Source organism: Kitasatospora sp. NPDC048662, assembly GCF_055587065.1.
Map to the genome: position 1 here is coordinate 223681 of NZ_JBVJHA010000009.1, position 21491 is coordinate 245171.

Below are 21491 nucleotides of genomic sequence, written 5' to 3' on the forward strand. Positions count from 1 at the left end.
GAAGGGAGGTGGAGTGAGGTGGTCGGTGCAGGAACGAGCGTCGGGAGGCGGTCGGCAATGGGAGAGCTGAGCGAGCGGGAGAGCCTGCGGGTAGGAGCGGTGCGGCGACAGGTGGTGGTGGGGCCGTGGCCGGGGTCCGGGGCTGCGATGGCAACGGGGGTGGACGGAATGGCGGCGGACGGCGAGGCGGGGGCGAGTGAGCGGGGGCAGTGGTCGAGGGAGGTACGGTGCCGGTTCGGGTCTGGCTATTTCGAGTAGACAGGGTTGATGAGGCAGGCCAGCACCGGTGCTGGAGGGTGGGTCCGCTGGTCAGTGACGTGATGCGGCGAAGTGGCCGACGGACTGGGCCGGCGGTGATGGGAGGCTGGTGCAACAGGGCACGATGAGCGGCGCGGAGGCCATGTGGTCTGCTGGCTGGCGAGATCGGAACGGTTGACGGAGGAGGTGCGCGGTGTTGAGGGTCGGAGGAATGCCGGAGTTCGTCGGGCGGCGGCGAGAGCTGGCACGGCTGGTCGCGGCCGTGCGGGCGGCACCTTCGGTGGTACTGGTGGAAGGTGGGGCGGGCGCCGGCAAGTCCGCGCTGGTGCGACAGGCGTTGGCAGAGGCCGGGGTGGCGCCGGGGCGGGTGCTGACCGGGCACTGCCATCCGTTCGCCGAGCCGACGCCGTACGGGCCCGAGCCGACGCCGTACGGGCCGGTGCTCGATGCGCTGCGACGCAGCGGTCCGCTTCTTGCCGAGGTGGCGGAGCTGCCGCCGAGCGCGGGTGCGCTTCGGCCGTGGCTGCCGGATCTCGGAGCGTGGCTTCCGGAGGAGGTCGAGGGCGGCGACGAACGGTACCGGCTGGTGCAGGGCGTGCGGGCGCTGCTCGGCGCACTGGGCGGCGTGGTGCTGCTGATCGAGGACGCGCAGTGGGCGGACCGGGCGAGCCGCGAACTGTTGCTGCTGCTGGCCAGGGATCCGCTGCCGGGCCTGTCGTTGCTGGTGACCTACCGGGCGGAGGAGACGGTGGCAGGCGCGCCGGTGCTGGGTGCGGCCTACCGCTGCCCGCCGGGGGTGGTCGGCGGGACGATGCAGCTCGGGCCTCTGGCGGAAGCCGAGGTGCGGGAGCTGGTCGGCCAGGAGTGGGGCGCTGATGTGGTGCCGGGGCTGGCGGCCGTGCTGGGCGAGAGGTCTGGCGGCCTGCCGGCGGTCGTCCTGGAGGACCTGGCGGCCTTGCGTGACAGCGGCCCGCACCCGGAACCCGTTGCGGCGCTGACCGCCGCCGAGCCACCGCGGGGCTTGTGGGACGCGGTCACCGAACGGCTGTCCACGTTCGGACCGGACGCGCTCGCGGTGGCGGAGACAGCCGCGGTGCTGGGCGAGCCCGCCGGGGAGGAGATGATCGGCGAGGTGGCGCGGTTGTCGGCCGAACGGGTGGCGGCGGGCCTGGTGGAGGCGCTGCGGGCGGGGGTGCTGGGCGAGCCCACCGCAGCCCGGTACGCCTTCCGCAGGGAACTGGTCCGGCAGGTGGCGTACCGGCGTATTCCGGGTCCGTTGCGGTCGGCGCTGCACCGGCGGGCGATCGCTGTGCTGCGCAGCCACGAGCCACAGCCGCTCGCCCGGATCGCCGCACACACCCGGGCGCTCGGTGACCGGGAGGCATGGCAGCAGGTGGCCGAAGCAGCGGCCGAGCAGGCGGCGGAGCAGGGTGATCCGGCGGCGGCCGGGCTGCTGCTGCGCGAACTGCTGGCTGACACGGATGTGGTGTCCGAGCGGCGGGTGCGGGCTGCCCGGGCCCTGTCGGCGATCGCCGCGAACGCCGCCGACGACGCAGCAAGCACCGCGGCGCTGGCCGGCATCATCGCCGACCCCCGTCTGCCGGTCGGCGACCGGGGCGAGATCCGGCTGACACTCGGTCTGCGGATGGCCGTTCAGGGCGGTGACCGTGCGGGGTTCGCGCAGATCGAGCGCGCTGCCGATGAACTTGCCGAGCGTCCCTCACGGGCGGCGCGGGCGTTGCTCGCGCTCGCGATGAACGAACGCGCCGGCGCCGGTGCCGCCGCCCGGGAACGCATGGCGAAAGCTGCGGCCGCACTGGAGATGGAACCGGACGAGGAGGTCACCGCTGCCTACCGGGCCACCCTCCTGACCTTTCAGGCCCGGGAGGGCGACCCCGAACTGTGGCCCGAGCTGGATCGGTTGCCGCGCCACTCCACCAACCCCGAGGTGGTCCGGCAGACCACCCGCGCCCTGTACAACGTCGGCGACATCGCTCTCGACACCGGGCACGACCAGCAGGCGGGTCGGCTGCTCGCCGAGAGCCGGGCGCTGGCCCGGCAGGCTGCGATCGCCTACCTGGAGTGCTACAGCCGGATTGCCCTGCTGCGGTTGGACGGGCTGGCGGGGCGCTGGCAGGGGCTCGAAGAACGGTTCGCGGTGTTGGGGACCGAGTTTCCCGACGTGGCCATGGCGGGCGCCGAACGAGCCATGTTGCTGGGCCGGTTGGCGGCCGCCCGGGGGAGACTGGCGGTGGCCAGGGCAGAGTTCACCAGCGCGGCCAGGTACGGCGAGCGGGAATCGCAGGTCACCGCCGCGCTGCGGGCTGCCGCCGGTCTTGGTTCGCTCGAACTGGCCGAGCACGGCGGGGCTGCTGCTGCTGCGGTGGTGGGGCCCGCAGTGGCGATCCTGCGGCAGGCGGGGGCCTGGGCGCGTAGCGCGGAGCTGCTGCCGGTGGCGGTGGAAACCGCACGAGCGGTCGGCGACATCGACGCCGCCCGTCACCTCACCGAGGAAGCGGCGGAGGCGCTGGAAGGCGTCGATGCGCCGGCGGCGCACGCCGGACTCGAACTGGCCAGGGGCTACCTGCTGGACGGCGTCGGCAGCGGCGACGGCGCGGCCGGGGCCTTTGGGCGGGCGCGGGACGCCTGGCGGGCGATCGGCCGCCCGTACGAGGCCGCCCGTGCGGAGGAGCGGCTGGCCCGGGTGCTGGCCGAGCACGATGCGCAGAGTGCGGCCGAGCGACTGGCCGCCGCAGAGGCGACGTTCACCACGCTCGGGGCCGCGTCCGACGCGGCACGCTGCCAACACGTCCGGCGTGATCTTGGTCTCGGGCGGATGGCGTCGCCGGGGCGGCGGGGCTACGGCGAGGCACTGTCGCCACGCGAGCGACAGGTCGCGGAACTGGTCGGGCAGGGGATCAGCAACCAGGACATCGCCCAGGCGCTGTTCCTGTCGCCGCGTACGGTCGAGCACCACGTGGCGAGCGTGCTGCGGAAGCTCGGGGTAGGGCGGAAGGAGGTGGCGGAGGCGTTGGCAGCGACATGACGGCCGGTGAGCCGATGGGCGCGGGTGCCGAGTTGGCGGGTGCGGGCGGAGAGCCGCCGGGCCGGGGAGCCACAGGGCTCAGGGACGCGGGCGAGGGGTCAGGCGGGCGAGGTGGGAGAGGGTGGCACGGCGGGTCTGGCGTTCGACGAAGCCACGGCGGGGGCAGCGCGGGGTGGGGTGCTCGGCGAGGGCGGTGAAGTGCTCGCTGGCGTAGAGGCGGAAGCGTTCGCGGCGGGTCATCCGGATCTCCTGACTGGGGGTGGGGAGAGCGGATACCAGCTTTGCGGTGGGACGGTGGGCTGATCAATGCGTAGGGGATACCCATCCGGCGCGGCGAAGAGTGCGTAGTGGCAGGAGTGGGTTGGCAGGACACGCCAGCAGGACACGCCGACGGGACATGCTGGCGGGACACGCCGACAGGGCAGGTCGACAGGGCAGGTCGAAAGGAGAAGGAGTTCAGCGGATGACGTGCGGGAGGAAGCGGGCGCCCTGGTGGGTGATGGGGCTGTCGTCGGTTTCGCGGATGCCGAGGCCGGCGGATTCGCCGTCGACGACCCAGGTGCCGAGGACGGGACGGTTGCCGTCGAAGTCGGGGAGGGGGTGGTACTGCTGGTAGCAGTGGCCTTCGGCGCCGTAGCGGTCCGGGTCACCGGCCCAGTCGGCGAGACGGGTCTGGGTGCCGTCCGGTTCCACGATGCGGATGCCGGCGCCCTCGCGGCCCAGCAGCGGCTTGGCGGCGTAGCCGGGGCCGTCGGGGTCGGCGAGCTCGCGCGGGCCGTCGAGGTAGGCGGGCAGCAGGTTCGGGTGGCCGGGATTGAGTTCCCAGAGGACGGCCAGCAGCGCCTTGTTGGACAGCAGCATCTTCCAGGCGGGCTCGATCCACAGGGTGGAGCCGGTGCCGCCGCCGAGGTCGATGACGTCGAGGAGCTGGTCGGTGAACTCGTCCTCGGCGAGCCACTCCCAGGGGTAGAGCTTGAACACGGAGCGGATGAAGCGGTGTTCGAGATCGACGAAGCGGCCGGTCAGGCCGTCCCAGCCGATGTCCTCCATGGCGATGCCGACGGTCTGCAGTCCGGCCTGTTCGGCGCACTCCTGGAGGTAGAGGGTGGTCAGCCAGTCCTCGCCCTCGGTGTCGCCGCGGGAGTGGGCGAAGTGCACGGGCCCGGGCGGCAGCAGGTGCTTCTGACGGTGCCAGGAGGCGATCAGGCGTTCGTGGAGGGAGTTCCACTGGTCGGCGTCGGGGAAGCGGTCCTCCAGCCAGAACCACTGCGGTCCGGCGGCCTCGATCAGCGAGGTGGGGGTGTCGGCGTTGTACTCGAACAGCTTGGCGGGGCCGGTGCCGTCGTAGGCGAGGTCGAATCGGCCGTACACGCTGGGCTGTTCGTCGCGGCGGTGCCAGGATTCGGCGACGACCGCGGCGAGCCGGGGGTCGGTGATGCCGAAGTCGGCGAAGCGGCCGGTGCGTACCACGTGGTCGGCGGCGGCGAGGGAGAGTTCGTGGAGTTCCTCGACGACTTCTTCCAGGGCCTCGACCTCGGGCAGCGAGAATTCGTAGTAGGCGCTCTCGTCCCAGTAGGGATGTGGGCCGCCCTGGTTGCACGGGTCGGAGCACATCGCGTACACGAGGCCCTGGGATTCGACGGTGGCCAGCCAGTCGGGGCGCGGGGTGATGGTGTGACGGCGCATCAGGGGTCAGCCGCCGCCCGAGCCGCTGCTGCTGCCCTTGGGGCAGCCGAAGCCGCCGCGCTTGGTGGCGGCCTTGTCGAAGGTTCCGCCGTTGACGGTGTCGGTGCCGTACCCGCAGTAGTACCAGCGTCCCGCGCCCGAGCCGCCGGCCGAGCAGGAGTGGCTGTCCAGCACCTTCAGCGTGGTCGGGTTGACGCAGCGGCTGGGCGGGGTGCTGGAGGAGGAGCAGCCGGACAGGGTGAGGGCGAGCGTGCCGACCATCCCCAGCGTGACGAAGCCGGACCGGCGGCGGGCGTCCGGTATCGGTCGGTCCGGGGCGGTACTGGCGGGCGGCGGCGGTGTCATGGCGGACCATCGTACGCGGAAGATGTGATGTTCGGTCCAGTGCTGTCGGAAACTGACGGGCGGCCAGGGAGATGGGTTATGTTTTGCCGATCCTTGACCATGGCGCGGCCCGGCGCGGCTGCCCGACCCCGGGAGAGCCCCGCTGATGAACGACATAGTCCACGGCCTCGGCGCGGCCGCCGTCTACGGCCTGGTCGGCCTGGTGCTGTTGCTGCTCGGCTATCTGCTGATCGACGTGCTCACCCCGGGCAAGCTCGGCCGGCTGATCTGGGCAGAGGGCAACCGCAATGCTGCCCTGCTGCTCAGTTCGGCACTGCTCGGCGTCGGCGGCATCGTCTATACCGCGATCCGCACCACCTACGACGATTTCGGCAAGGGCCTGATCTCCACGCTGGCCTTCGGCGTTCTCGGGCTGTTGCTCATGGCGCTCGCGTTCTGGCTGCTGGACCTGCTCACCCCGGGTCGGCTGGGCGCCATCCTGGTGTCGAACGAGTCGCACCCGGCGGTATGGGTGTCGGCCAGCTGCAACCTGGCCGCCGCGGCGATCGTCGCCGCCTCGATCGCCTGACGGTCGGGCACCTCCGGCGCGGTGGTGCGCGTTCATCGGTCGGCGCCCGGCAGGAGTTCGGCGAGCAGCGGTGCCACCTGGTCGGCCTCCAGCAGGAAGCCGTCGTGGCCGTGCGGCGAGGAGATCAACCGGAGGGCGTCGGCGTGCGGCAGGTGCGCGGCGAGTTCGGCCTGCTGGGCGGGCGGGTAGAGCCGGTCCGAGTCGATGGCGACGACCAACGCGGGCGCGGTCACCCGCCGCAGGGCGGCGGCCGTCCCACCACGACCACGGCCCAGGTCGTGGGCGTTCATCGCCTCGTTGAGGACCACGTAGCTGCCCGCGTCGAAGCGGTGCGCCAGCTTCGACGCGTGATGGTCGAGGTAGGACTCGACGGCGAACCGTCCGCCGTGCCAAGGGTGTTCGCCGGGCTGCGGGGCGCGGCCGAAGCGGGCGGCGAGTTCGGGTTCGCTGCGGTAGGTGATCTGGGCGAGCCGGCGGGCCAGGCCGAGGCCGCGGTGCGGCCCGGCGCCGGGCGGCAGGTGATGGTAGTCACCGCCGTGCCAGCCGGGGTCGGTGCGGATCGCCTGCACTTGCGTGGAGGCATGCGCGATCTGCTCGGCGGAAGCGGCGGCCGTGGTGGCCAGCACCAGCAGCGTGCCCACCCGTTGAGGGTGCGTCACCGCCCATTCCAGCGCCCGCATCCCGCCCATCGACCCGCCGACCACCAGCGCCCAGCGCTCCACGCCGAGCGCGTCGGCGAGGAGCGCCTCGGCGGCGACCTGGTCGCGCTGGGTGAGGAACGGGAAGCGCCCGCCCCAGGCTCGCCCGTCGGGCGCGGGTACGGACGGCCCGGTGGAGCCCTGGCAGCCGCCCAGCACGTTCGCCGCCACCACGAACCAGCGATCGGTGTCCAAGGCCCGGCCGGGGCCGACCAGTTCGTCCCACCAGCCGGCCGTGGGGTGCCCGGCCGCAGCGGGCCCGGCGAGGTGGCTGTCGCCGGTCAGCGCGTGCAGCACCAGGACGGCGTTGGAGCCGTCCGGCGCGAGCACTCCCCAGGTCTCGTACGCCAGTCTGCCGCCCGGCAGGGTGCCGCCCGCCTCCAGGGCGAGCGGTCCGGGCAGCGCGAACCAGCGCCGCCGGCCGGCCGGGTCGCCGTCCCGCCAGGCTCCGGTGGCGGGCGGGACGGCGAGGCCCAAGGTGCCGTTCAGGACGCGCCCTTCGCCGAGCGGAAGCCCGCCTCCAGGTCCGCCTTCAGATCGGTGACGCTCTCCAGCCCGACCGACAGCCGCACCAGGCCGGGCGCGGTGCCGGTGGCCGCCAGCTGTTCGGCGTCCAGCTGGCTGTGTGTGGTGGACGCCGGGTGGATCACCAGGCTGCGCACGTCGCCGATGTTGGCGAGGTGGCTGAAGAGTTCGAGTCCGTCCACGAACCGCCGCCCGGCCTCCACACCGTCGCGCAGCTCGAAGGAGAGCACCGCGCCCGCGCCGCGCGGCAGGTAACGCTGCGCGGCGGCGTGCCAACGGCTGGACGGCAGGCCCGGGTAGTGGACGGCCGCGACCTCGTCGCGGGCCTGGAGCCAGCGGGCCAGTTCCAGCGCGTTGGCGGTGTGCCGCTCCAGCCGCAGCGACAGCGTCTCGATGCCCTGCAGCAGCAGGAACGCCGAATGCGGGGCGAGCGCCGGACCGAGGTCGCGCAGCAGCTGCACCCGCAGCTTGGCGGCGAACGCGCCCGGCCCGAGGGCGTCCCAGAATCGCAGGCCGTGGTAGCTCGGGTCGGGTTCGGTGAAACCGGGGAAGCGTGCGGGGTGGGCGCCGAAGTCGAAGGTGCCGCCGTCCACCACCACACCCCCGATAGTGGTGCCGTGCCCGCCGAGGAACTTGGTCGCCGAGTGCACGACCACGTCCGCGCCGTGCTCGATCGGTCGGAGCAGGAACGGCGTGGGCACGGTGTTGTCGACGATCAGCGGCACCCCGGCGGTGTGCGCGACCTCGGCGACGCCGCGCACGTCCAGCACATTGCCGCGCGGATTGCCCAGCGACTCCGCGAACAGCGCCTTGGTGTTCGGACGGACCGCCGCCCGCCAGGCGTCCAGGTCGTCCGGGTCGTCCACGAAGCTCACCTCGATGCCGAACCGGGGCAGGGTGTGCCGCAGCAGGTTGTAGGTGCCTCCGTACAGGGACGCCGAGGAGACCAGGTGGTCACCCGCTCCGGCCACCGTCAGCAGGGCCAGGGTCTCCGCGGCCTGCCCGGAGGCCAGCGCGACCGCAGCCACCCCGCCCTCCAGGGAGGCCAGGCGCTGCTCCAGCACGTCGGTGGTCGGGTTGTGGATCCGGGTGTAGATGTTGCCCGGCTCGACGAGGGCGAACAGGTCGGCGGCGTGTGCGGTGTCCCGGAACGCGAACGAGGTGGTCTGGTAGATCGGCACCGCCCGGGCCCCGGTCGCGGGGTCGGGCTGCGCGCCCGCATGGATCTGCCGGGTCTCGAACGACCAGCCGGGGGTGGCGACGGGGCTCTGCTCGGACATGCTGCTCCTGTACGCGTGCGGGGCGGGGACGGCTGCGCGGGCAGGGCGAAACCGTCGCGGGGAGGCGTAGTTGACGAACCGTCGGGATGCCGGGCGGTGGAGGAGGCCGCCGGGACGGTCACGGCGTCAGGTAAGCACAGCGCGGGAACGCCCCGCCAGCGGATCACCGGAGCGGACATGCGGGGACACGTGGCGACACATCGCGGAGATCTGACGGGCCATTATCGGATCGTCGGATCAGCAGACTTCAGGTAGGCGCATCAGCCGGAATGCCCAGCAGATCGAGGAAGGCAGCGGTGGCCGGTGTCGGGCCCGTGCGGCTCCACACCACCGTCTCGATCCGGGTCGGCGCGTCCGTGACCTCGACGGTCGCGACGCCCGTCAACCGGTCCACGTACGCGGCGGGCAGCATCGCCACGGCCAGGCCCGGGCCGACCAGCCGGGGCATGTAGGCGGCGTCGGTGACCTCGAACGCCACGTCGCGGACCAGGCCGGCCGCTCTGAACGCCAGATCGGTCTGGGCGCGACCGGCCGTGCCCGCGGGCAGATCGACGAACGGCTCGGCGGCCAGCGTGCGCAGGCTCACCCGGCTGCGGGCGGCCAGCGGATGGTCCGGCGCGACGACCGCGACCAGGCGGCCGCGGGCCAGTTCACGGGCCGTGACCCCCTGCGGGCGCAAGGTCGGCGGCAGGCCGAGGAAGGCGACGTCCAGGACGCCCTGGCGGACCTGTTCGATCAGATCGTCGCTGGCGCCGACCCGCAGGCTGATCCGCACCTGCGGATGGCGGCCGCGGAACGCGTGCAGCCCGGCCGGGATGTCCACGGCGGTGACGGTGGGGATCAGACCCACCGCGAGCCGCCCGCGCACCTCGCCGACCGCCGCCGCGACCTCGGCCGCCGCCCGCTCCGCCGCTTCCAGACACTGGCGGGCGGCCGGCAGGAAGGCCTCGCCGGCTGCGGTCAGCCGTACCCGGCGGCTGGTGCGCTCGAACAGCCGGGCGCCCAGCTCGTGTTCGAGCCTGGAGATCTGATGGCTGAGCGCCGACTGCACCACCAGGCAGCGCTCCGCGGCGCGGGTGAAGTTGAGCGTCTCGGCCGCCGCGACGACGTAGCGCACCTGCTGGAGCTCCATGCACCCCACCCTGCATCCATCGCGGAACAAGATCAATGCGCTGACAAACATGTGTTGGACTCATCGATCGAGTGAAAGTCAGACTTTCCGCATGACAGCGACCAGCACCGCCACCCCGTCCGCCGAACCGCTCACCACCCTTGCACCGTCCGGCAGTTCGGGCGGTGACCGCGGCGTCCTGCCGCGCACCGCGCTGACCGCGATCGCCCCCGCCGTCTGGGGCACCACCTACGTGGTCACCACCGAACTGCTGCCGCCCGGCCACCCGATGTTCGCCGCCCTGCTGCGCGCCCTGCCGGCCGGCCTGATCGCCCTGGCCGTCACCCGGACGCTGCCGCGCGGAGGCTGGTGGGGCAAGGCCGCCGTTCTCGGGGTACTGAACATCGGACTGTTCCTGCCGCTGCTGTTCACCGCCGCCGAACGCCTGCCCGGCGGAGTGGCCGGAACCCTTGCCGCCGCCCAACCGATGATCGTCGCCGTGCTGGCCGTGGCCGTACTGCGCCAACGGCTCTCCGGCCGACAGCTGCTGTGGGGCCTGGTCGGCGTACTCGGCGTCGGACTGGTGGTGATCGGCCCGAGCGCCGCCCTGGACGCCGTCGGCGTGGCCGCCGGACTCGGCGGCGCCGCAACCATGGCGCTCGGCGTCACCCTCACCAAGCGCTGGGGCCGTCCCGAAGGCGTCTCCCCGCTCGCGCTCACCGGATGGCAACTCACCTCCGGCGGCCTGTTCCTGCTCCCGCTGACCTTTCTGTTCGAGGGCGCTCCGCCGGCCATCGACGGGCGAGCCGTGCTCGGCTACCTGTGGCTGGGCCTGATCGGTGGACTGCTCACCTACGCCCTCTGGTTCCAGGGCATCACCAGCCTTCCGGTCACCGGCGTCGCGGTGCTCGGGCTGCTCTCTCCGCTGGTGGCCGCCGTCCTCGGCGCGGTGGTGCTCGACCAGACCCTCGGCCCGGTCCAGCTGGTGGGCTTCGCCCTCGCGCTGGCCTCGATCGTCGCCGGACAGTTGCCCGACCGCCGCCCCGCCCCCGCTCGGGGCTGATTGGCGATCAGGTGCCGGGGCCTTGGCCCCGCGCGCGTCAGACCCGGCGGATGACGTTGATCGAAATCGCGTCGACCTTCATGACCTTGACCACGTCACCGGCCTTCGGCGCGTGCACCACCATGCCGTTGCCGATGTACATGGCGACATGGCTCCGGTCGGACTTGTAGATCACCAGATCGCCGGGCTGGGCGTTGTGCCAGTCGGTGCCCACATTGGTTCCGGCGGTGGCCTGCGCCTGCGAGGTGCGCGGCAGCGAGACGCCGGCCTGCGCGTACGCCCACACCATCAGGCCGGAGCAGTCGAAGGTGTTCGGGCCGGTCGCGCCCGAGATGTAGTCCGACCCCTGCTTCTTGAGCGCGGCCTCCACCGCGACCTTGGCCGCGCCGCTGGCCGACGGCAGGCTGGCCGGATCGACCCGGGAGGCGCTGCGCGAGGCGGACTCGTCAGTGCCCCGCACGATCGCGGCCCGGTCGGCGGCCGACAGCGTGGCCAACAGGCGCTGGGCCTCCGCCAGCTTGGACTGCACCGTGCTCCGGGCGCCGTTGAGCACCTGGGTCTGGTCGTCCAGCTCGGCCAGCACCGTCGCCGCCTCCCGCTTCTGCTGCTCAAGCCGGCGCTGCTGCTCCTGCAACGCCTTCAGGGTGGCGGACTGGGTGCTGGCGGCCTGGTCGAAGGACGACGCCTGTGCCAGGTACTTGTCCGGGTCGGACGAGAGCATCAGCTGCATCGACGGATCGACGCCGGCGTGCCGGTACTGGTCGCCGGCCACCGCCGCCAGCCCGGAGGCCAGCTCGTTCAACTGCTCCTGGCCGCGGGCCAGCTGGTCCTGCAACTGGGCGGCCTGCTTGTGCAGCTGGTCCGCCCGCTCCTTGGCGCCGTTGTACTTCTCGGTCGCCTGCTCCTGCTCCTCCAGCAGCTTGTCGACCTGGGCCTTCACCTCGTTCTTGTTCGGCTGGGCCGGCGCGGCGTGCGCGCTCACCTGGGCCGACAGCGCGACCGCGGTCGCTGCGGCACCGGTCAGGACGTAGGTACGGGCGCGGCTCGGTTGTTTCGGGCGTCGGTGGGAAGCCATGGGGCTCCTTCTTTCTGCTCCGGCCGGATGCGTCTGATTGCGTGATCATCCGACAATGAGTTTGGTGTCAGACCGTAATCAAGGCAGGGCCTCCGCGTCCACTTCCACAGCTCCGTGAACCAGCGTGTGCAGCCGTGGCGTTGACTACCCTTCAGTGGAAAATGCCTTGTCAGGCGGGCTTGCTAGCTTGCCCGCATGACCGACACCCTCCACCAACTGCGCTACCTGCGGCCCGACGCCGACCTGGCCGCCGTCGCCGCCCTGCTGCCCGCCGGACGGCTGGTGAAGCCGGACGACAACGAGGAGGACGCCACCCCCCTGCTCTGGATGAGCGATGGGCCGGCACCCCTCGGGCTCTGGGAGAAACTGCACCGCGAGCACCCGGCCAGTGGGCTGTGGCCGCTGCTGCTCGCCCCGCTCTCCGCCGGCGACGCCGAGTTCCGCCCCTGGGGCTCCGGCGAACTCCAACCGCGCGACGCCACCAAACCCGACTGGTACGACCCTGCCGCACTGCTGCGCGCCGGCTGGGAGCACTCCGCCACCCCCGCCGACGATGACATTCCCGACCCCGAGGAGAGCGCCGAATTCGCCAAGAGCATCGCCCCGTTCACCGACGGCTGGCCCGGAACGGCACCTGCCGCCCAACAACCCGGCGACCCGGACCGGGCCGCCCGCGCACTGGCCCGCGAACTGCTGGCCAACAACGCGCACCTGCGGATCGGCCTGGTACCCGCCGCCACCGGCGCCGAAGCGCTCACCGCCTGCGGCTGGACCGGACCGGTCAACCACGAGGGCGACATCGCCAAGGTCTCCGCCGTGCTGCTCGACTGGGAACGCCGCTACGGGACCCGACTGGTCCAGGTCGGCTTCGCCGACCTGGAGTTGAGCGTCGGAGCGCCGCCCCAGGAGGACGACCTGGCGCTTCGGATCGCCGCCGAACACCTCGCGTTCTGTCCCGACAACATCTTCCAGGGCGTCGGCACGATCGCCGATTACGCACCCGGCCTGGTCAACGCAGACCAGTGGTCCTTCTGGTGGGACTGAGCGACCCCGGACCTCGGACCGCGGACTCCGGACCGCGGACTCCGGACCTCGGACCCGGAGCCTAGGCAACGTGCCGCCTGGCACCGGGAATTGATGGAAACCGTCAACGTCGTGCGGACCTGATCCACCTGTGCGGGCGGAGAATTGCCCTCCGGCTCACCCCGCCGGGTGGTTTGGGGTCTGTACCAGCGGGTTTGGCCAGGAACCGCCCCTAGGCTTCGGAACATCCAAAACGGGCCGAAGCCGAAAGGCCGTTGAGTGGCCGTCGGGCCACCGGAAGGAAAGGGGGTACGGACCCATGACACACGCCGCACGAGCGGAATCGGACTCCATGCTGCGCCGCACCCTCGGCGAGCGCCGCATCGCCCTGGTCGCCTGGCGGCTGCTCGTCCTGCAGAACGCCCACCCCGCCGTCGGCGCCGGAGTCCACCAACTGTCCACTTACCGGAGCCACCCCTGGCGGCGGATCGAACACACCATGGACAGCGGCAGGCGCCTGTTCTTCTCCGATCAGGAGGCGCTGCACCGCGAGATCCAGCGCCTCGAACGCAGCCACCGCCGGATCGCCGGAGTCGACGGCCAGGGCCGCCCCTACACGGCCCTCGACCCCGCCGTCCGGGTCTGGGTGCTGGTCACCCTGTACGAGGCCATGACGGCTCTGCGGGCACTCTCCGGCCGCCGGTTGAGCCCCGTCGAACTCGACAGGCTCTACCGGGAGTTCCGAGAGGTCTGTACGGCCTTCCGGCTCCCCGACGAGCTGTTCCCGCCCACCGCCGCCGACGTGCCCGGCTACATTCGGGACACCATCCGGGAGACCCTTGAACTCACCGAAGCCGCCAAGGACATGCTGTACACCGTCCTCACCCGTGCCCCAGCGCCACGCCGCCTCGGCCGGCTCCGACCCGCCTGGCCGCTGCTGCGCCGACTCGTCGCCCGCTTCCTCACCACGCTCACCCTGGCCGACCTGCCGGTCGAGTTCCGCGCCAAGTGCGGCCTGCCACGCAGTCGCGGCGCCGCCGCGCTCTCCTGGACGGTCCACCGCAGCGCGCGCCTGATCTCCGAGCGGCTGCCCGACCGGCTCCGCTACCGCACCCACCCCAGCGGCGAGCAGTCCCGGGCGGCCACCACCGCACCAGGCCGGCCGCCACGCCCGCCACGCACACCACGGCGGGACGACCGACCGGCCCGGATCGCCGCCTTCTACCACCAGGTGATGGACCAGACCGGCGACGGACGCCTCACCGCTGCCGACTTCCGGGCCATGGCACACAACGTCTGCTGGCCGCTGGAGCGCGACGAGGAGACCGAGTCCGCCGTCTACACCGCCTTCGACACCTGGTGGGAGCACCTGCTGGCCACCGTGGACGCCACTGGCGACGGAGAGATCTCCTGCGAGGAGTTCGTCACCGCGATGCTGGCCGGGATCGACCGTGACCCCGGCTACCTGGAACAGGGCCTGCACGTCGCCGTCCGCGCCATGTTCCACGCCGCCGACGTCGACCACAGCGGCCAGCTGTGCGCCGACGAGTACCGGACCCTGTTCGGCGGCTCCCGCGTCCACCCAGCCGAACTCACCCACGGCTTCCGCCAACTGGACACCGACGGGGACGGCCAGATCACCGAGGAGGAATTCGTCCGGGGCTTCACCGAGTTCTTCACCGCCCGTGGCAGCAGCACCGCCGGCACCCAACTCCTGGGCCGACCATGACCGACGCCCGGTGCTCAGCGCGCCCGGTGCCGGGAGACGCGGCAGGGCCACCCCCGGGAGGAGTGGCCGCCGAGGGCGCGTAGGTACGCCGGACAGGGTTGTGGCGTCCGGGCGCGGTATCAGAGCGCGGTGATGGGACGGGTGCGCAGCAAGGCGCGTCCGGGAAGAGCGGTGGCGGCCAGGCAGAGCAGGGCAGTCGCTGCGCCGAGCGGAAGGGCGGTGGTGAGGGGAACATGTGGACCAGCGGAGGTCAGAGCGCGGGTGATCGGGGTGAGCGTCGCCCAGGCGATCGCGGCACCGGTCACCAGGCCGATCGCAGCGATCAGCAGTGCCTCCCAGCGCAGCATCGTGCGGACCTGACGGCGGGTGGTGCCGGCCAACCGCAGCAGGGCGATCTCGCGGCGGCGGTCCAGCACCGTCATCACCAGGGTGTTCGCGGCTGTCAGCGCCGCGAACCCGGCCAGCACACCTGCCATCACGTTGTTCACCCAGCCGTTCAGCTCGCGATCCTGGTCGGCCTGGGCCGCGTAGCCGTGGCGGTCCGTCACTGTCAGGCCCGCTGGTGCGAGTTCGGACAGTGTCTTCGTAATCGAGGCTCCGTCCGTGCCGGGGGCCTCGGTGACCAACAGCCGGGTCGCGTAGGGCGAATCGGTGTGCGCGGTGACCGCGGCCTTTGGGAGCAGCGCCTGCCCGAGGCCGAGTCCGCGGCGGTAGATCGCGACCACCATGGGCTCGACCCGGGTGCCGTCGCCGAGCCAGAACGCCGCCCGCTGGCCGACCTTCACCTTCAGGCTCTCGGCCAGCAGGCCGTCCAGCGCGACGGTGTCGGCGGACCGGGACAGGTCGGCCGGCGAACCCGACGTCACGCCAAGGTCCAGGACCTTCGCCAGCGCGGCCGGATCGCCGTCCACCGCCTCTGCGGTGGCCGCGCTGAGCGCGCCGGAGCTCTGGTACACCAGGCCGGTGGGCAGCAGGCCGACCGCGGCGTCCACGCCCGGCACCTTGGCCGCACGTTCCACGGCGTTCGCGGGCAGTCCAGCACCGGCGCCGGCGGTGACCACCCGATCCGCCTTCAGCCCCTCGCGGACCTGCTCGGAGGCGGCGTGCTGAAGGCTGGCCTGCAGGAACACCAGAGTCCCGCAGAAGGCGATGACCATCACGATCGGGACGGTCGCCGAGGCCAGCCGCCGGGATCCGGCACGGGCGTTGTCGGCGGCCAGCGAGGCCGACGCCCCGGCAGCGCGCAGCAGCACACCCACCAGACCGACCGCGCCGCGCACCAGCCACGGACCGAGCAGCCCCACGGCGACCATGAAGCACAGCACCACACCCAGGGCCAGGTTCGCCGCCGTGGCACCCGCCAGGTTGGCCGCGACCACCGCCAGCGAGACCGCGCCCGCGGCGAACAGCGCACCGATCACCGCCCGAACCGCGCCAGGTGCACCCGGCCCGTTGTCGGCCTCGCCGAGTGCCTGGGTCGGCCGCATCCGGGCACTGTGCCGGGCCGCGAGCAGACCGGCCGCCAGTGCCGTCCCCGTGCAGACCGCGACCGAGACGAGCAGGGGCAGCGGGCCGACATCGAGCGACACCCCAGTGGGCACCGCACCGCGAGCGACCAGTTCACCGAACCACCAGCGGGCCAGTGCCAGCCCGGGCAGGATGCCGATCGCGGCGGCGACCGGGGCGATCAGCACCGCCTCGGTGGCGATCGAACGCCGAATCTGACGTGGCGTCGCCCCGACCGTCCGCAGCAGCGCGAACTCACGGGCCCGCTGGCCGGTCGCCAGCGTGATGGTGCTCGCCAGCACGAACACGGCGACGGTGACAGCCGTCCCGCCGAAGGAGCCGCCGATGCCGGCCAGCACCTCCCTCGCCTCGAGCAGCACCGGCTGTTCCACCTCGCCACGCTGCTGACCAGTCGTCACCTGCGCCTTGCCGTCCAGCGCCTGGCGCAGCGCGCCGGCCAGCGCGGCCGGGGCGGTGCCCTGCGCGGGGCGGACGGCAAGGGAGTCGATCCGGCCCGGGTGGCCGGAGATCCGATCGGCCGTACTGTCCGCGAACCAGGCGGTGGCCCGGCCGGGCTGCGCTTCGGCGAGGCCGGAGACCCGGTAGGACGCGGTGCCGACGGGCGTGTCGACGGTCAGGTCCGCTCCGGGCGAGAGGTGGGCGGCGCGGGCACTCGCGGCGTCCAGCACCAGTTCGCCGTCGGCCGGGGCGCGGCCCTCGGTGAGCCGCTCGCCCCGGGCGATGCCCAGCGCGGCCCAGCCGCGACCGGTGAGCGCCGGCAGGCCGGATCGGCCGGCCGACACCGGGAACGCGGAGTCGGGCCGGGCCTGTTCGACGCCCGGCACAGCGGCCACGACAGCCGTCAGGGAGGCGTCCAGCCGGGCCCGTTCGGGGAGGGTGTGGGCGATCGTGTCGGGCTCCTTGCCGCGCACGACCGACACCTTCACCTGCTGGTCGGCAGACACCAGGATCGGTGCGTCCGCGTACCGGTCGGGCTTGATGCTCGCGGTGAGCCCGGTCTGCAGCAGCACGCCGCACGCGGTCACGATCGCCGAGGCGAACAGCAGCGCCAGGAAGGTACCCGCGAACGAGGCGGGCCGGAAACGTACGGCGGCGCGGGCCAGTCCGTTGGTCATGCGGTCAACTCCGGGGCGTGGCAGAAGAGGAGGGCGGAGGGGCGGGTCGCGAGGCCGGCGCGGGCCGGTCCGTCGGGCCCGCGGTCGCCTCCGGGGCATGGGCAGGGACGGCGGGGGCTCATGCGCGGGTGCCGACGGGCTGGGCGGAGAGGGTGAGCATGTGGTCGGAGACTGTGCGTGGGTCGGGATGATGGAGCTCGCCCGCGAGGAGTCCGCCCGCCAGGAAGACCGCGCGGTCGGCGAAGGACGCGGCGACCGGGTCGTGCGTGACCAGCACCACTGTCGCGCCGAGGCCGTCCACCGCGTTGCGCAGCAGGCCGAGGACTTCGTGTGCGCTGTGCGTGTCGAGCGCGCCAGTGGGCTCGTCGGCGAAGATCACGTCGGGCCGGGTGATCAGCGCCCGGGCCAGGGCGACGCGCTGCTGCTGGCCACCGGAGAGCTGGCCGGGCCGACGGGCGGCGTGCTCGCGCAGGCCGACCCGGGCGAGCAGCTCGTGGGCCCGGGCCTTGTCCGGCCGGCCACCGGCCAGACGTTGCGGGAGCAGCACGTTCTGAAGGACCGTCAGCGAGGGCAGGAGGTTGAACGCCTGAAAAACGAAGCCGATCCGGCTGCGCCGGAGCTTGGTCAGCGCGTCCTCCCCGAGCGAGCTGATCGGATGCCCGGCCAGCAGCACCTGCCCCGCATCGGGCCGGTCGAGGCCGGCGGCGCACTGCAGGAAGGTGCTCTTGCCGGAGCCGGACGGGCCCATCACGGCCGTGAAACTGCCTGCGGGGAGCGTCAGGTCGATCCCGCCGAGGGCGTGAACCGCTCCCGCACCGCGACCGTAGATCCGGCGCACGCCGCGCAGTTCGACCGCCGGCTGCCCGTTGGTGGGCCGTCCGTCCGTCAGCCGTCCACCGGAGGGCCGTCCATCCATGGGCAGGCCGGGCGCAGCCGCGGACGCTGCGGAGCCGGGCCAGGGCGACCCGGGCGCGGCGGCAGCGTCGGAAGCGGCAGGATGGGCGGGCCGGCCGGGCTGGGAACGGCGCAGGCGGGGCGACATGGTGAAGCCTTCCTCGGAGGGTGACGCCCCGGCGGACCTCCCTTCGGGGCATCACCAACGCTAGGAAATCCGCAGGTCACCCACCATGAAGGGGGCACGAGACTTCAAGGTGGGGTTATCCCCACCACCGTTCACCTGCCAACCCCCGACACAGCCATGGGTTTGAGACAGCTTCAGGAGGACGGTCCGCGATCGGCTCAGCTCGGGTTGGCCGCCCGCACCGGGACCCGGTTGGTGGCGGCCAGCACCTCGCCCTGCGGCAGTACCCCGAGGGCTCGCCGCAGCTCGCCCACCTCCGGGTCGGCCATCGACACCGTGACGGTGTACGGCGCCGGGCCGGTGATGGTGTTGCCGCCGTCGGTGCGCAGTGCCAGTCCGGTGGCGAGGGCCTGCGCGCCGACGCCCGGGCAGAGTGCCGCCGCCGGCAGCACGACGTGCGCGACCGCGCCGTGGTCGGAGATCAGCCACCCCCGGCCGTCGGAAGTATACGGCGCGCCCTCGACCGTCGCGGGCAGCCCATACGCGCCGGCCACCAGCCCGTCCGGCCCCTCGATCTCCACCGCCACGCCCTCCGGGCCGAGCGGACCCGACAGCGCCATCGGCGTCGCGGAGCCCGAGCTGAGCCGCAGGTCGAAGGTGAACTCGCCGGGCCGGTCGGTGTCGAGACCACGGAAGCCCTGAGCGGCCAGCAGCAGCGCCGGACCTGACGACCCGTCGAGGCTGAGCGAGACGGGCGCGGTCGGGAAACGGTGATAGCCGCGCGTCCCGCACCGACTACCGGTGGACACCCCGCCGCCGGGCAGCGCACGGTCCTCCGAGGGCGACGGCCTGCCCGGCCCGCCTGCCGCGCGGGCCAGTTGCGGCGTGTGGGCCCGCTGCGGTTCGAACAGCACCCCGCCCACCGCCAGTAGGACGATCAGCAGCCCGAGCACCACCGTCCACCGCTCACCCCGGCTGAGCGACCGGAACCGATGCAGCCGCCCGAATCGTCCAGTGCGGTACGGAGGTTGGGCCCGGCCCGCCCGCCCGAACCACCGCCTGCGGCGGGGCGGCCGCGACCCGCCCGGCGACCAGCGGCGGCCGCCCGGATCGACCGGCGGCTCGTGGCGCCAACGCTCGGCCAGCATCCGGGCCCGCGCGGACGGCTCGCGCACGGTGGCGGATCGGACGAACTCCTCGTCCAGGACCAGACCTTCGAACGGGTCCGGCGGTTCGATGGCATCGGACGGGCGATGGTCGGACATTGCGCCAGTATGCCTGCCGCCGGCGACAGTGCGGGGCCGTGTTTTCGATCTTCTCCGCACCACGGCCAGGGCTCGTTGCTCGGGGTGTCCGGTCGTGAGGAGAGGCGGCAGGGAGTCGCACTCGGAGACCTTCATGGTGGCGCCGGTCGGGGACTGCGGATGGTCGTGCATCCAGACTTTGGCGAGGGCGACCGGCGTTTCCATGAGGTGGTTGCCTGAGGTTTGGTAGTTGTTATGTACCCGGGCGATGAGGCTTGGGCGGTCGAGGGTGTTGTTGGTCCGGGGGGAATTGTCCGACATGTGGATTGATTCACCGGCGAGTTGGTCAATACCTGCATGGCATTGGCTCAGAAGTCAGGGCGAACACGTGGAACTCGTAATGCGATTACTGTGTCTGTCGGGTGAGGCGTCGCCAGCAGATGAGTTCGCAGGCGAGTGAGATGAAGGCGTTGTGGAGATCGAGGCGTCGTTGTCATTGGGCAGCGAGGCGCTTGAACTGGCGGAGTTGGGTGAATGCCTGCTCGATGGTGTGGCGGGGCATGTCGAGGCCGGTTATGTAGGGCTTGCCGCGGTGGGGGGAGGACCGGCAGGATCTGGCGTTTGCGCGGCTCCCGGGCGGTTGGGTTGCTGTCGTAGCCCTTGTTTCTGGGCAGGGCGCTGGGGGGTTTGCGCGGGTGGGCGACCTGGCTGGCCAAGGGGTCGTCGATCGGGGGAGTGAGCTTTTTCAGGGCGGCCACCGATCGGGTGACGGCCGGGTGCTCGGGACGGGGGCAGAACGAACGAGGCTCCCGGGCGGTTGAGCGAGATGTCTCACGTCTCAAGCAACCAGCCAGGAAGCCTCGTTGGTCACCTATCCTGCCGCACTGGACCTGCCGCACGCGCTCGTCGAGTGGGTCACCATGCTCATCGTCACCCGCGAGGGTGACCGCCGCTGCAAGCTCCCGCCATCCCAACGGGCCCTGGTCGCGTTGGTGTACCTGCGCAAGCACGACACCCTCGCCCAGATCGCGGCCGGTTTCCGGATCAGCGTCGGCACCGCCCACGCCTACGTCCACCAGGTCACCGACCTCCTCGCATCACCGGCCCGACGGGCAAACTCGTGTGGATCTCCCGCGCCCTGCCCGGCCGCACCCACGACCTCACCGCAGCCCGCACCCACCGCATCGTGAAGACCTGCATCCGACTCCGCATCCCGGCCCTGGCCGACATGGCGTACACCGGCGCCGGCGGCACCTTCGCCGTGCCGACCAGAGGCCCCGCCCGCAAGGAACTCAGCCCCGGGCAACGGTCGTTGAACCGAGCCCACGCCCGGCTCCGCCACCCCGTCGAGCGCGGCGTGGCCACGCTCAAGCGCTGGAGAATCTTCCAGCACGCCCGCTGCAGCCCGAACTGGCTGACGTCAGGAGCCAAGGCCGTCCTCACCCTTGAGCTTCAACGCTGAAAAGGCTCAGTGTTCGGGTGATGCCGTTGACGTCGGCGGCGGTGGTGATCACGTGGAGCGGGATGCCTCTGCCGCGCTGATCGGGTGGTGTGCTTGCTGGCGGTCTTGGGCCGGTCGACCGACGGGTCCGTCGCTTCGCCCCTCTTTCGCGCGGACGTGGGAGGTGTTCACGCAGGCGCTCGTCCGGTCGATCGGGCCGGCCGCGTTCAGCTCGACCCGGAGTATGCGGTGCAGGCCTCGAACGCCCCGGGGTCCTGCCGGAGGCCGAGCCGCCGCCAGCAGGTCCGGGCGGAGCCGAATCCCAGCTGCGATGGCAGTTGCGGCCAGGTGGTGCCGGTGTGCAGCACGAAGAGGATGCCCTGCAGGGACAGGGGGTCGTCCATCGGGCGCGGGCCCAGTGACTGCTCGGGCCAGGCCGGGAGCAGCGGCCCTTCCGGAGTCGGCCGGGTTTGCCGGTTCTGCTTCGGACAAGCGGGAGTGTGTCCAGCATCGGGATTGTGACGATCTGCGAGCTGGACACCCTCCTGACTGCACTCTACGTGCGGATCGGTGATCATCGGCGCCGAATGCGCATACTGGGCCGCCCTCTGCGGCTGACGGACTCCGAACTGGTCTGGCCGGAGCAATGCTCGATACCTGTGGATCGGTTCCGGGAGGAGCGCGGAGGGCGTACCTTCCCGAATGATCCCGTGATGGTCATCGAGTAGGCCGACGT

16 protein-coding genes and 2 pseudogenes are annotated in these 21491 nt (G+C 72.3%); 7 read left to right on the plus strand and 11 right to left on the minus strand.

Going from position 1 to position 21491, the window contains the following annotated elements; all coding sequences use genetic code 11:
• Positions 1-469 precede the first annotated feature (469 nt).
• Positions 470-3304, plus strand: coding sequence for an ATP-binding protein (locus tag ACZ6R9_RS24380; protein ID WP_465540320.1), 2835 nt, complete (start codon positions 470-472; stop codon positions 3302-3304).
• A 78-nt stretch (positions 3305-3382) separates the two neighbouring features.
• On the opposite strand, the gene ACZ6R9_RS24385 is transcribed toward ACZ6R9_RS24380, so the two are convergent.
• The 3 genes from ACZ6R9_RS24385 to ACZ6R9_RS24395 form a co-directional block, all read right to left on the minus strand.
• Entirely contained in the window at positions 3383-3544 is a 162-nt protein-coding gene (locus ACZ6R9_RS24385; RefSeq protein WP_380478578.1) for a hypothetical protein, read from the minus strand.
• Positions 3545-3760: 216 nt separating this feature from the next.
• Entirely contained in the window at positions 3761-4990 is a 1230-nt protein-coding gene (locus ACZ6R9_RS24390; protein ID WP_380478576.1) for a glutathionylspermidine synthase family protein, read from the minus strand.
• Positions 4991-4996: 6 nt separating this feature from the next.
• Positions 4997-5335, minus strand: a complete 339-nt coding sequence (locus ACZ6R9_RS24395) for a hypothetical protein (RefSeq protein WP_380478574.1) — start codon at positions 5333-5335, stop codon at positions 4997-4999.
• Between the two features lie 145 nt (positions 5336-5480).
• On the opposite strand from ACZ6R9_RS24395, the gene ACZ6R9_RS24400 reads away from it, so the two are divergent.
• Entirely contained in the window at positions 5481-5903 is a 423-nt protein-coding gene (locus tag ACZ6R9_RS24400) for a DUF350 domain-containing protein (RefSeq protein WP_380478572.1), read from the plus strand.
• 32 nt (positions 5904-5935) lie between these two features.
• On the opposite strand, the gene metX is transcribed toward ACZ6R9_RS24400, so the two are convergent.
• The 3 genes from metX to ACZ6R9_RS24415 form a co-directional block, all read right to left on the minus strand.
• A complete protein-coding gene (metX, locus tag ACZ6R9_RS24405; protein ID WP_465540323.1) occupies positions 5936-7078 on the minus strand; it encodes a homoserine O-acetyltransferase MetX in 1143 nt (380 codons plus the stop codon).
• A gap of 8 nt (positions 7079-7086) precedes the next feature.
• Positions 7087-8406 (minus strand): bifunctional o-acetylhomoserine/o-acetylserine sulfhydrylase, encoded by a 1320-nt coding sequence (locus tag ACZ6R9_RS24410; RefSeq protein ID WP_380478568.1) that lies wholly within the window; start codon positions 8404-8406, stop codon positions 7087-7089.
• Between the two features lie 247 nt (positions 8407-8653).
• The gene (locus tag ACZ6R9_RS24415) at positions 8654-9538 is read right to left on the minus strand and encodes a LysR family transcriptional regulator (RefSeq protein ID WP_465540325.1); all 885 of its coding nucleotides are present in this window, start codon (positions 9536-9538) and stop codon (positions 8654-8656) included.
• Between the two features lie 91 nt (positions 9539-9629).
• Between ACZ6R9_RS24415 and ACZ6R9_RS24420 the strand changes: the two genes are divergently transcribed.
• The gene (locus ACZ6R9_RS24420; RefSeq protein WP_380478564.1) at positions 9630-10580 is read left to right on the plus strand and encodes an EamA family transporter; all 951 of its coding nucleotides are present in this window, start codon (positions 9630-9632) and stop codon (positions 10578-10580) included.
• Positions 10581-10617: 37 nt separating this feature from the next.
• Here ACZ6R9_RS24420 and ACZ6R9_RS24425 read toward each other — a convergent pair whose 3' ends face one another.
• A complete protein-coding gene (locus ACZ6R9_RS24425; RefSeq protein WP_380478562.1) occupies positions 10618-11655 on the minus strand; it encodes a C40 family peptidase in 1038 nt (345 codons plus the stop codon).
• A 195-nt stretch (positions 11656-11850) separates the two neighbouring features.
• Here ACZ6R9_RS24425 and ACZ6R9_RS24430 point away from each other — a divergent pair, with 195 nt between their 5' ends.
• Together ACZ6R9_RS24430 and ACZ6R9_RS24435 are read left to right on the plus strand one after the other, a co-directional pair.
• Positions 11851-12699, plus strand: coding sequence for a DUF4253 domain-containing protein (locus ACZ6R9_RS24430; RefSeq protein WP_465540328.1), 849 nt, complete (start codon positions 11851-11853; stop codon positions 12697-12699).
• Between the two features lie 331 nt (positions 12700-13030).
• Positions 13031-14407 carry an oxygenase MpaB family protein gene (locus ACZ6R9_RS24435; protein WP_465540330.1) on the plus strand — a complete coding sequence of 459 codons (1377 nt, stop codon included), beginning with the start codon at positions 13031-13033 and terminating at the stop codon, positions 14405-14407.
• A 119-nt stretch (positions 14408-14526) separates the two neighbouring features.
• On the opposite strand, the gene ACZ6R9_RS24440 is transcribed toward ACZ6R9_RS24435, so the two are convergent.
• The 3 genes from ACZ6R9_RS24440 to ACZ6R9_RS24450 all read right to left on the minus strand — a co-directional run bounded on the left by ACZ6R9_RS24440 (position 14527) and on the right by ACZ6R9_RS24450 (position 19335).
• Positions 14527-17049, minus strand: coding sequence for an FtsX-like permease family protein (locus tag ACZ6R9_RS24440; protein WP_465540332.1), 2523 nt, complete (start codon positions 17047-17049; stop codon positions 14527-14529).
• A gap of 118 nt (positions 17050-17167) precedes the next feature.
• On the minus strand, positions 17168-17965 hold the full coding sequence (locus tag ACZ6R9_RS24445; RefSeq protein ID WP_380478556.1) for an ABC transporter ATP-binding protein: 798 nt from the start codon (positions 17963-17965) through the stop codon (positions 17168-17170).
• 323 nt (positions 17966-18288) lie between these two features.
• A complete protein-coding gene (locus tag ACZ6R9_RS24450) occupies positions 18289-19335 on the minus strand; it encodes an SCO2583/SCO2584 N-terminal domain-containing protein (RefSeq protein ID WP_465540334.1) in 1047 nt (348 codons plus the stop codon).
• An 842-nt stretch (positions 19336-20177) separates the two neighbouring features.
• Between ACZ6R9_RS24450 and ACZ6R9_RS24455 the strand changes: the two are divergent.
• Positions 20178-20776 (plus strand): annotated as a pseudogene (locus ACZ6R9_RS24455) (transposase).
• 206 nt (positions 20777-20982) lie between these two features.
• Here the strand turns inward: ACZ6R9_RS24455 and ACZ6R9_RS24460 are convergent.
• The gene (locus ACZ6R9_RS24460) at positions 20983-21330 is read right to left on the minus strand and encodes a transposase (RefSeq protein WP_465540356.1); all 348 of its coding nucleotides are present in this window, start codon (positions 21328-21330) and stop codon (positions 20983-20985) included.
• On the opposite strand from ACZ6R9_RS24460, the pseudogene ACZ6R9_RS24465 reads away from it, so the two are divergent.
• A pseudogene (locus tag ACZ6R9_RS24465) lies at positions 21274-21390 on the plus strand (IS982 family transposase); the annotation flags it as partial. The gene ACZ6R9_RS24460 and the pseudogene ACZ6R9_RS24465 overlap by 57 nt on opposite strands.
• Positions 21391-21491 lie beyond the last annotated feature (101 nt).

Coding starts and splice junctions, on each gene's coding strand:
- ACZ6R9_RS24380 (WP_465540320.1), top strand. CDS start 470: ATGCCGGAGTTCGTCGGGCGGCGGCGAGAGCTGGCACGGCTGGTCGCG.
- ACZ6R9_RS24385 (WP_380478578.1), bottom strand. CDS start 3,544: ATGACCCGCCGCGAACGCTTCCGCCTCTACGCCAGCGAGCACTTCACC.
- ACZ6R9_RS24390 (WP_380478576.1), bottom strand. CDS start 4,990: ATGCGCCGTCACACCATCACCCCGCGCCCCGACTGGCTGGCCACCGTC.
- ACZ6R9_RS24395 (WP_380478574.1), bottom strand. CDS start 5,335: ATGACACCGCCGCCGCCCGCCAGTACCGCCCCGGACCGACCGATACCG.
- ACZ6R9_RS24400 (WP_380478572.1), top strand. CDS start 5,481: ATGAACGACATAGTCCACGGCCTCGGCGCGGCCGCCGTCTACGGCCTG.
- ACZ6R9_RS24410 (WP_380478568.1), bottom strand. CDS start 8,406: ATGTCCGAGCAGAGCCCCGTCGCCACCCCCGGCTGGTCGTTCGAGACC.
- ACZ6R9_RS24415 (WP_465540325.1), bottom strand. CDS start 9,538: ATGGAGCTCCAGCAGGTGCGCTACGTCGTCGCGGCGGCCGAGACGCTC.
- ACZ6R9_RS24420 (WP_380478564.1), top strand. CDS start 9,630: ATGACAGCGACCAGCACCGCCACCCCGTCCGCCGAACCGCTCACCACC.
- ACZ6R9_RS24425 (WP_380478562.1), bottom strand. CDS start 11,655: ATGGCTTCCCACCGACGCCCGAAACAACCGAGCCGCGCCCGTACCTAC.
- ACZ6R9_RS24430 (WP_465540328.1), top strand. CDS start 11,851: ATGACCGACACCCTCCACCAACTGCGCTACCTGCGGCCCGACGCCGAC.
- ACZ6R9_RS24435 (WP_465540330.1), top strand. CDS start 13,031: ATGCTGCGCCGCACCCTCGGCGAGCGCCGCATCGCCCTGGTCGCCTGG.
- ACZ6R9_RS24440 (WP_465540332.1), bottom strand. CDS start 17,049: ATGACCAACGGACTGGCCCGCGCCGCCGTACGTTTCCGGCCCGCCTCG.
- ACZ6R9_RS24445 (WP_380478556.1), bottom strand. CDS start 17,965: ATGGATGGACGGCCCTCCGGTGGACGGCTGACGGACGGACGGCCCACC.
- ACZ6R9_RS24450 (WP_465540334.1), bottom strand. CDS start 19,335: ATGTCCGACCATCGCCCGTCCGATGCCATCGAACCGCCGGACCCGTTC.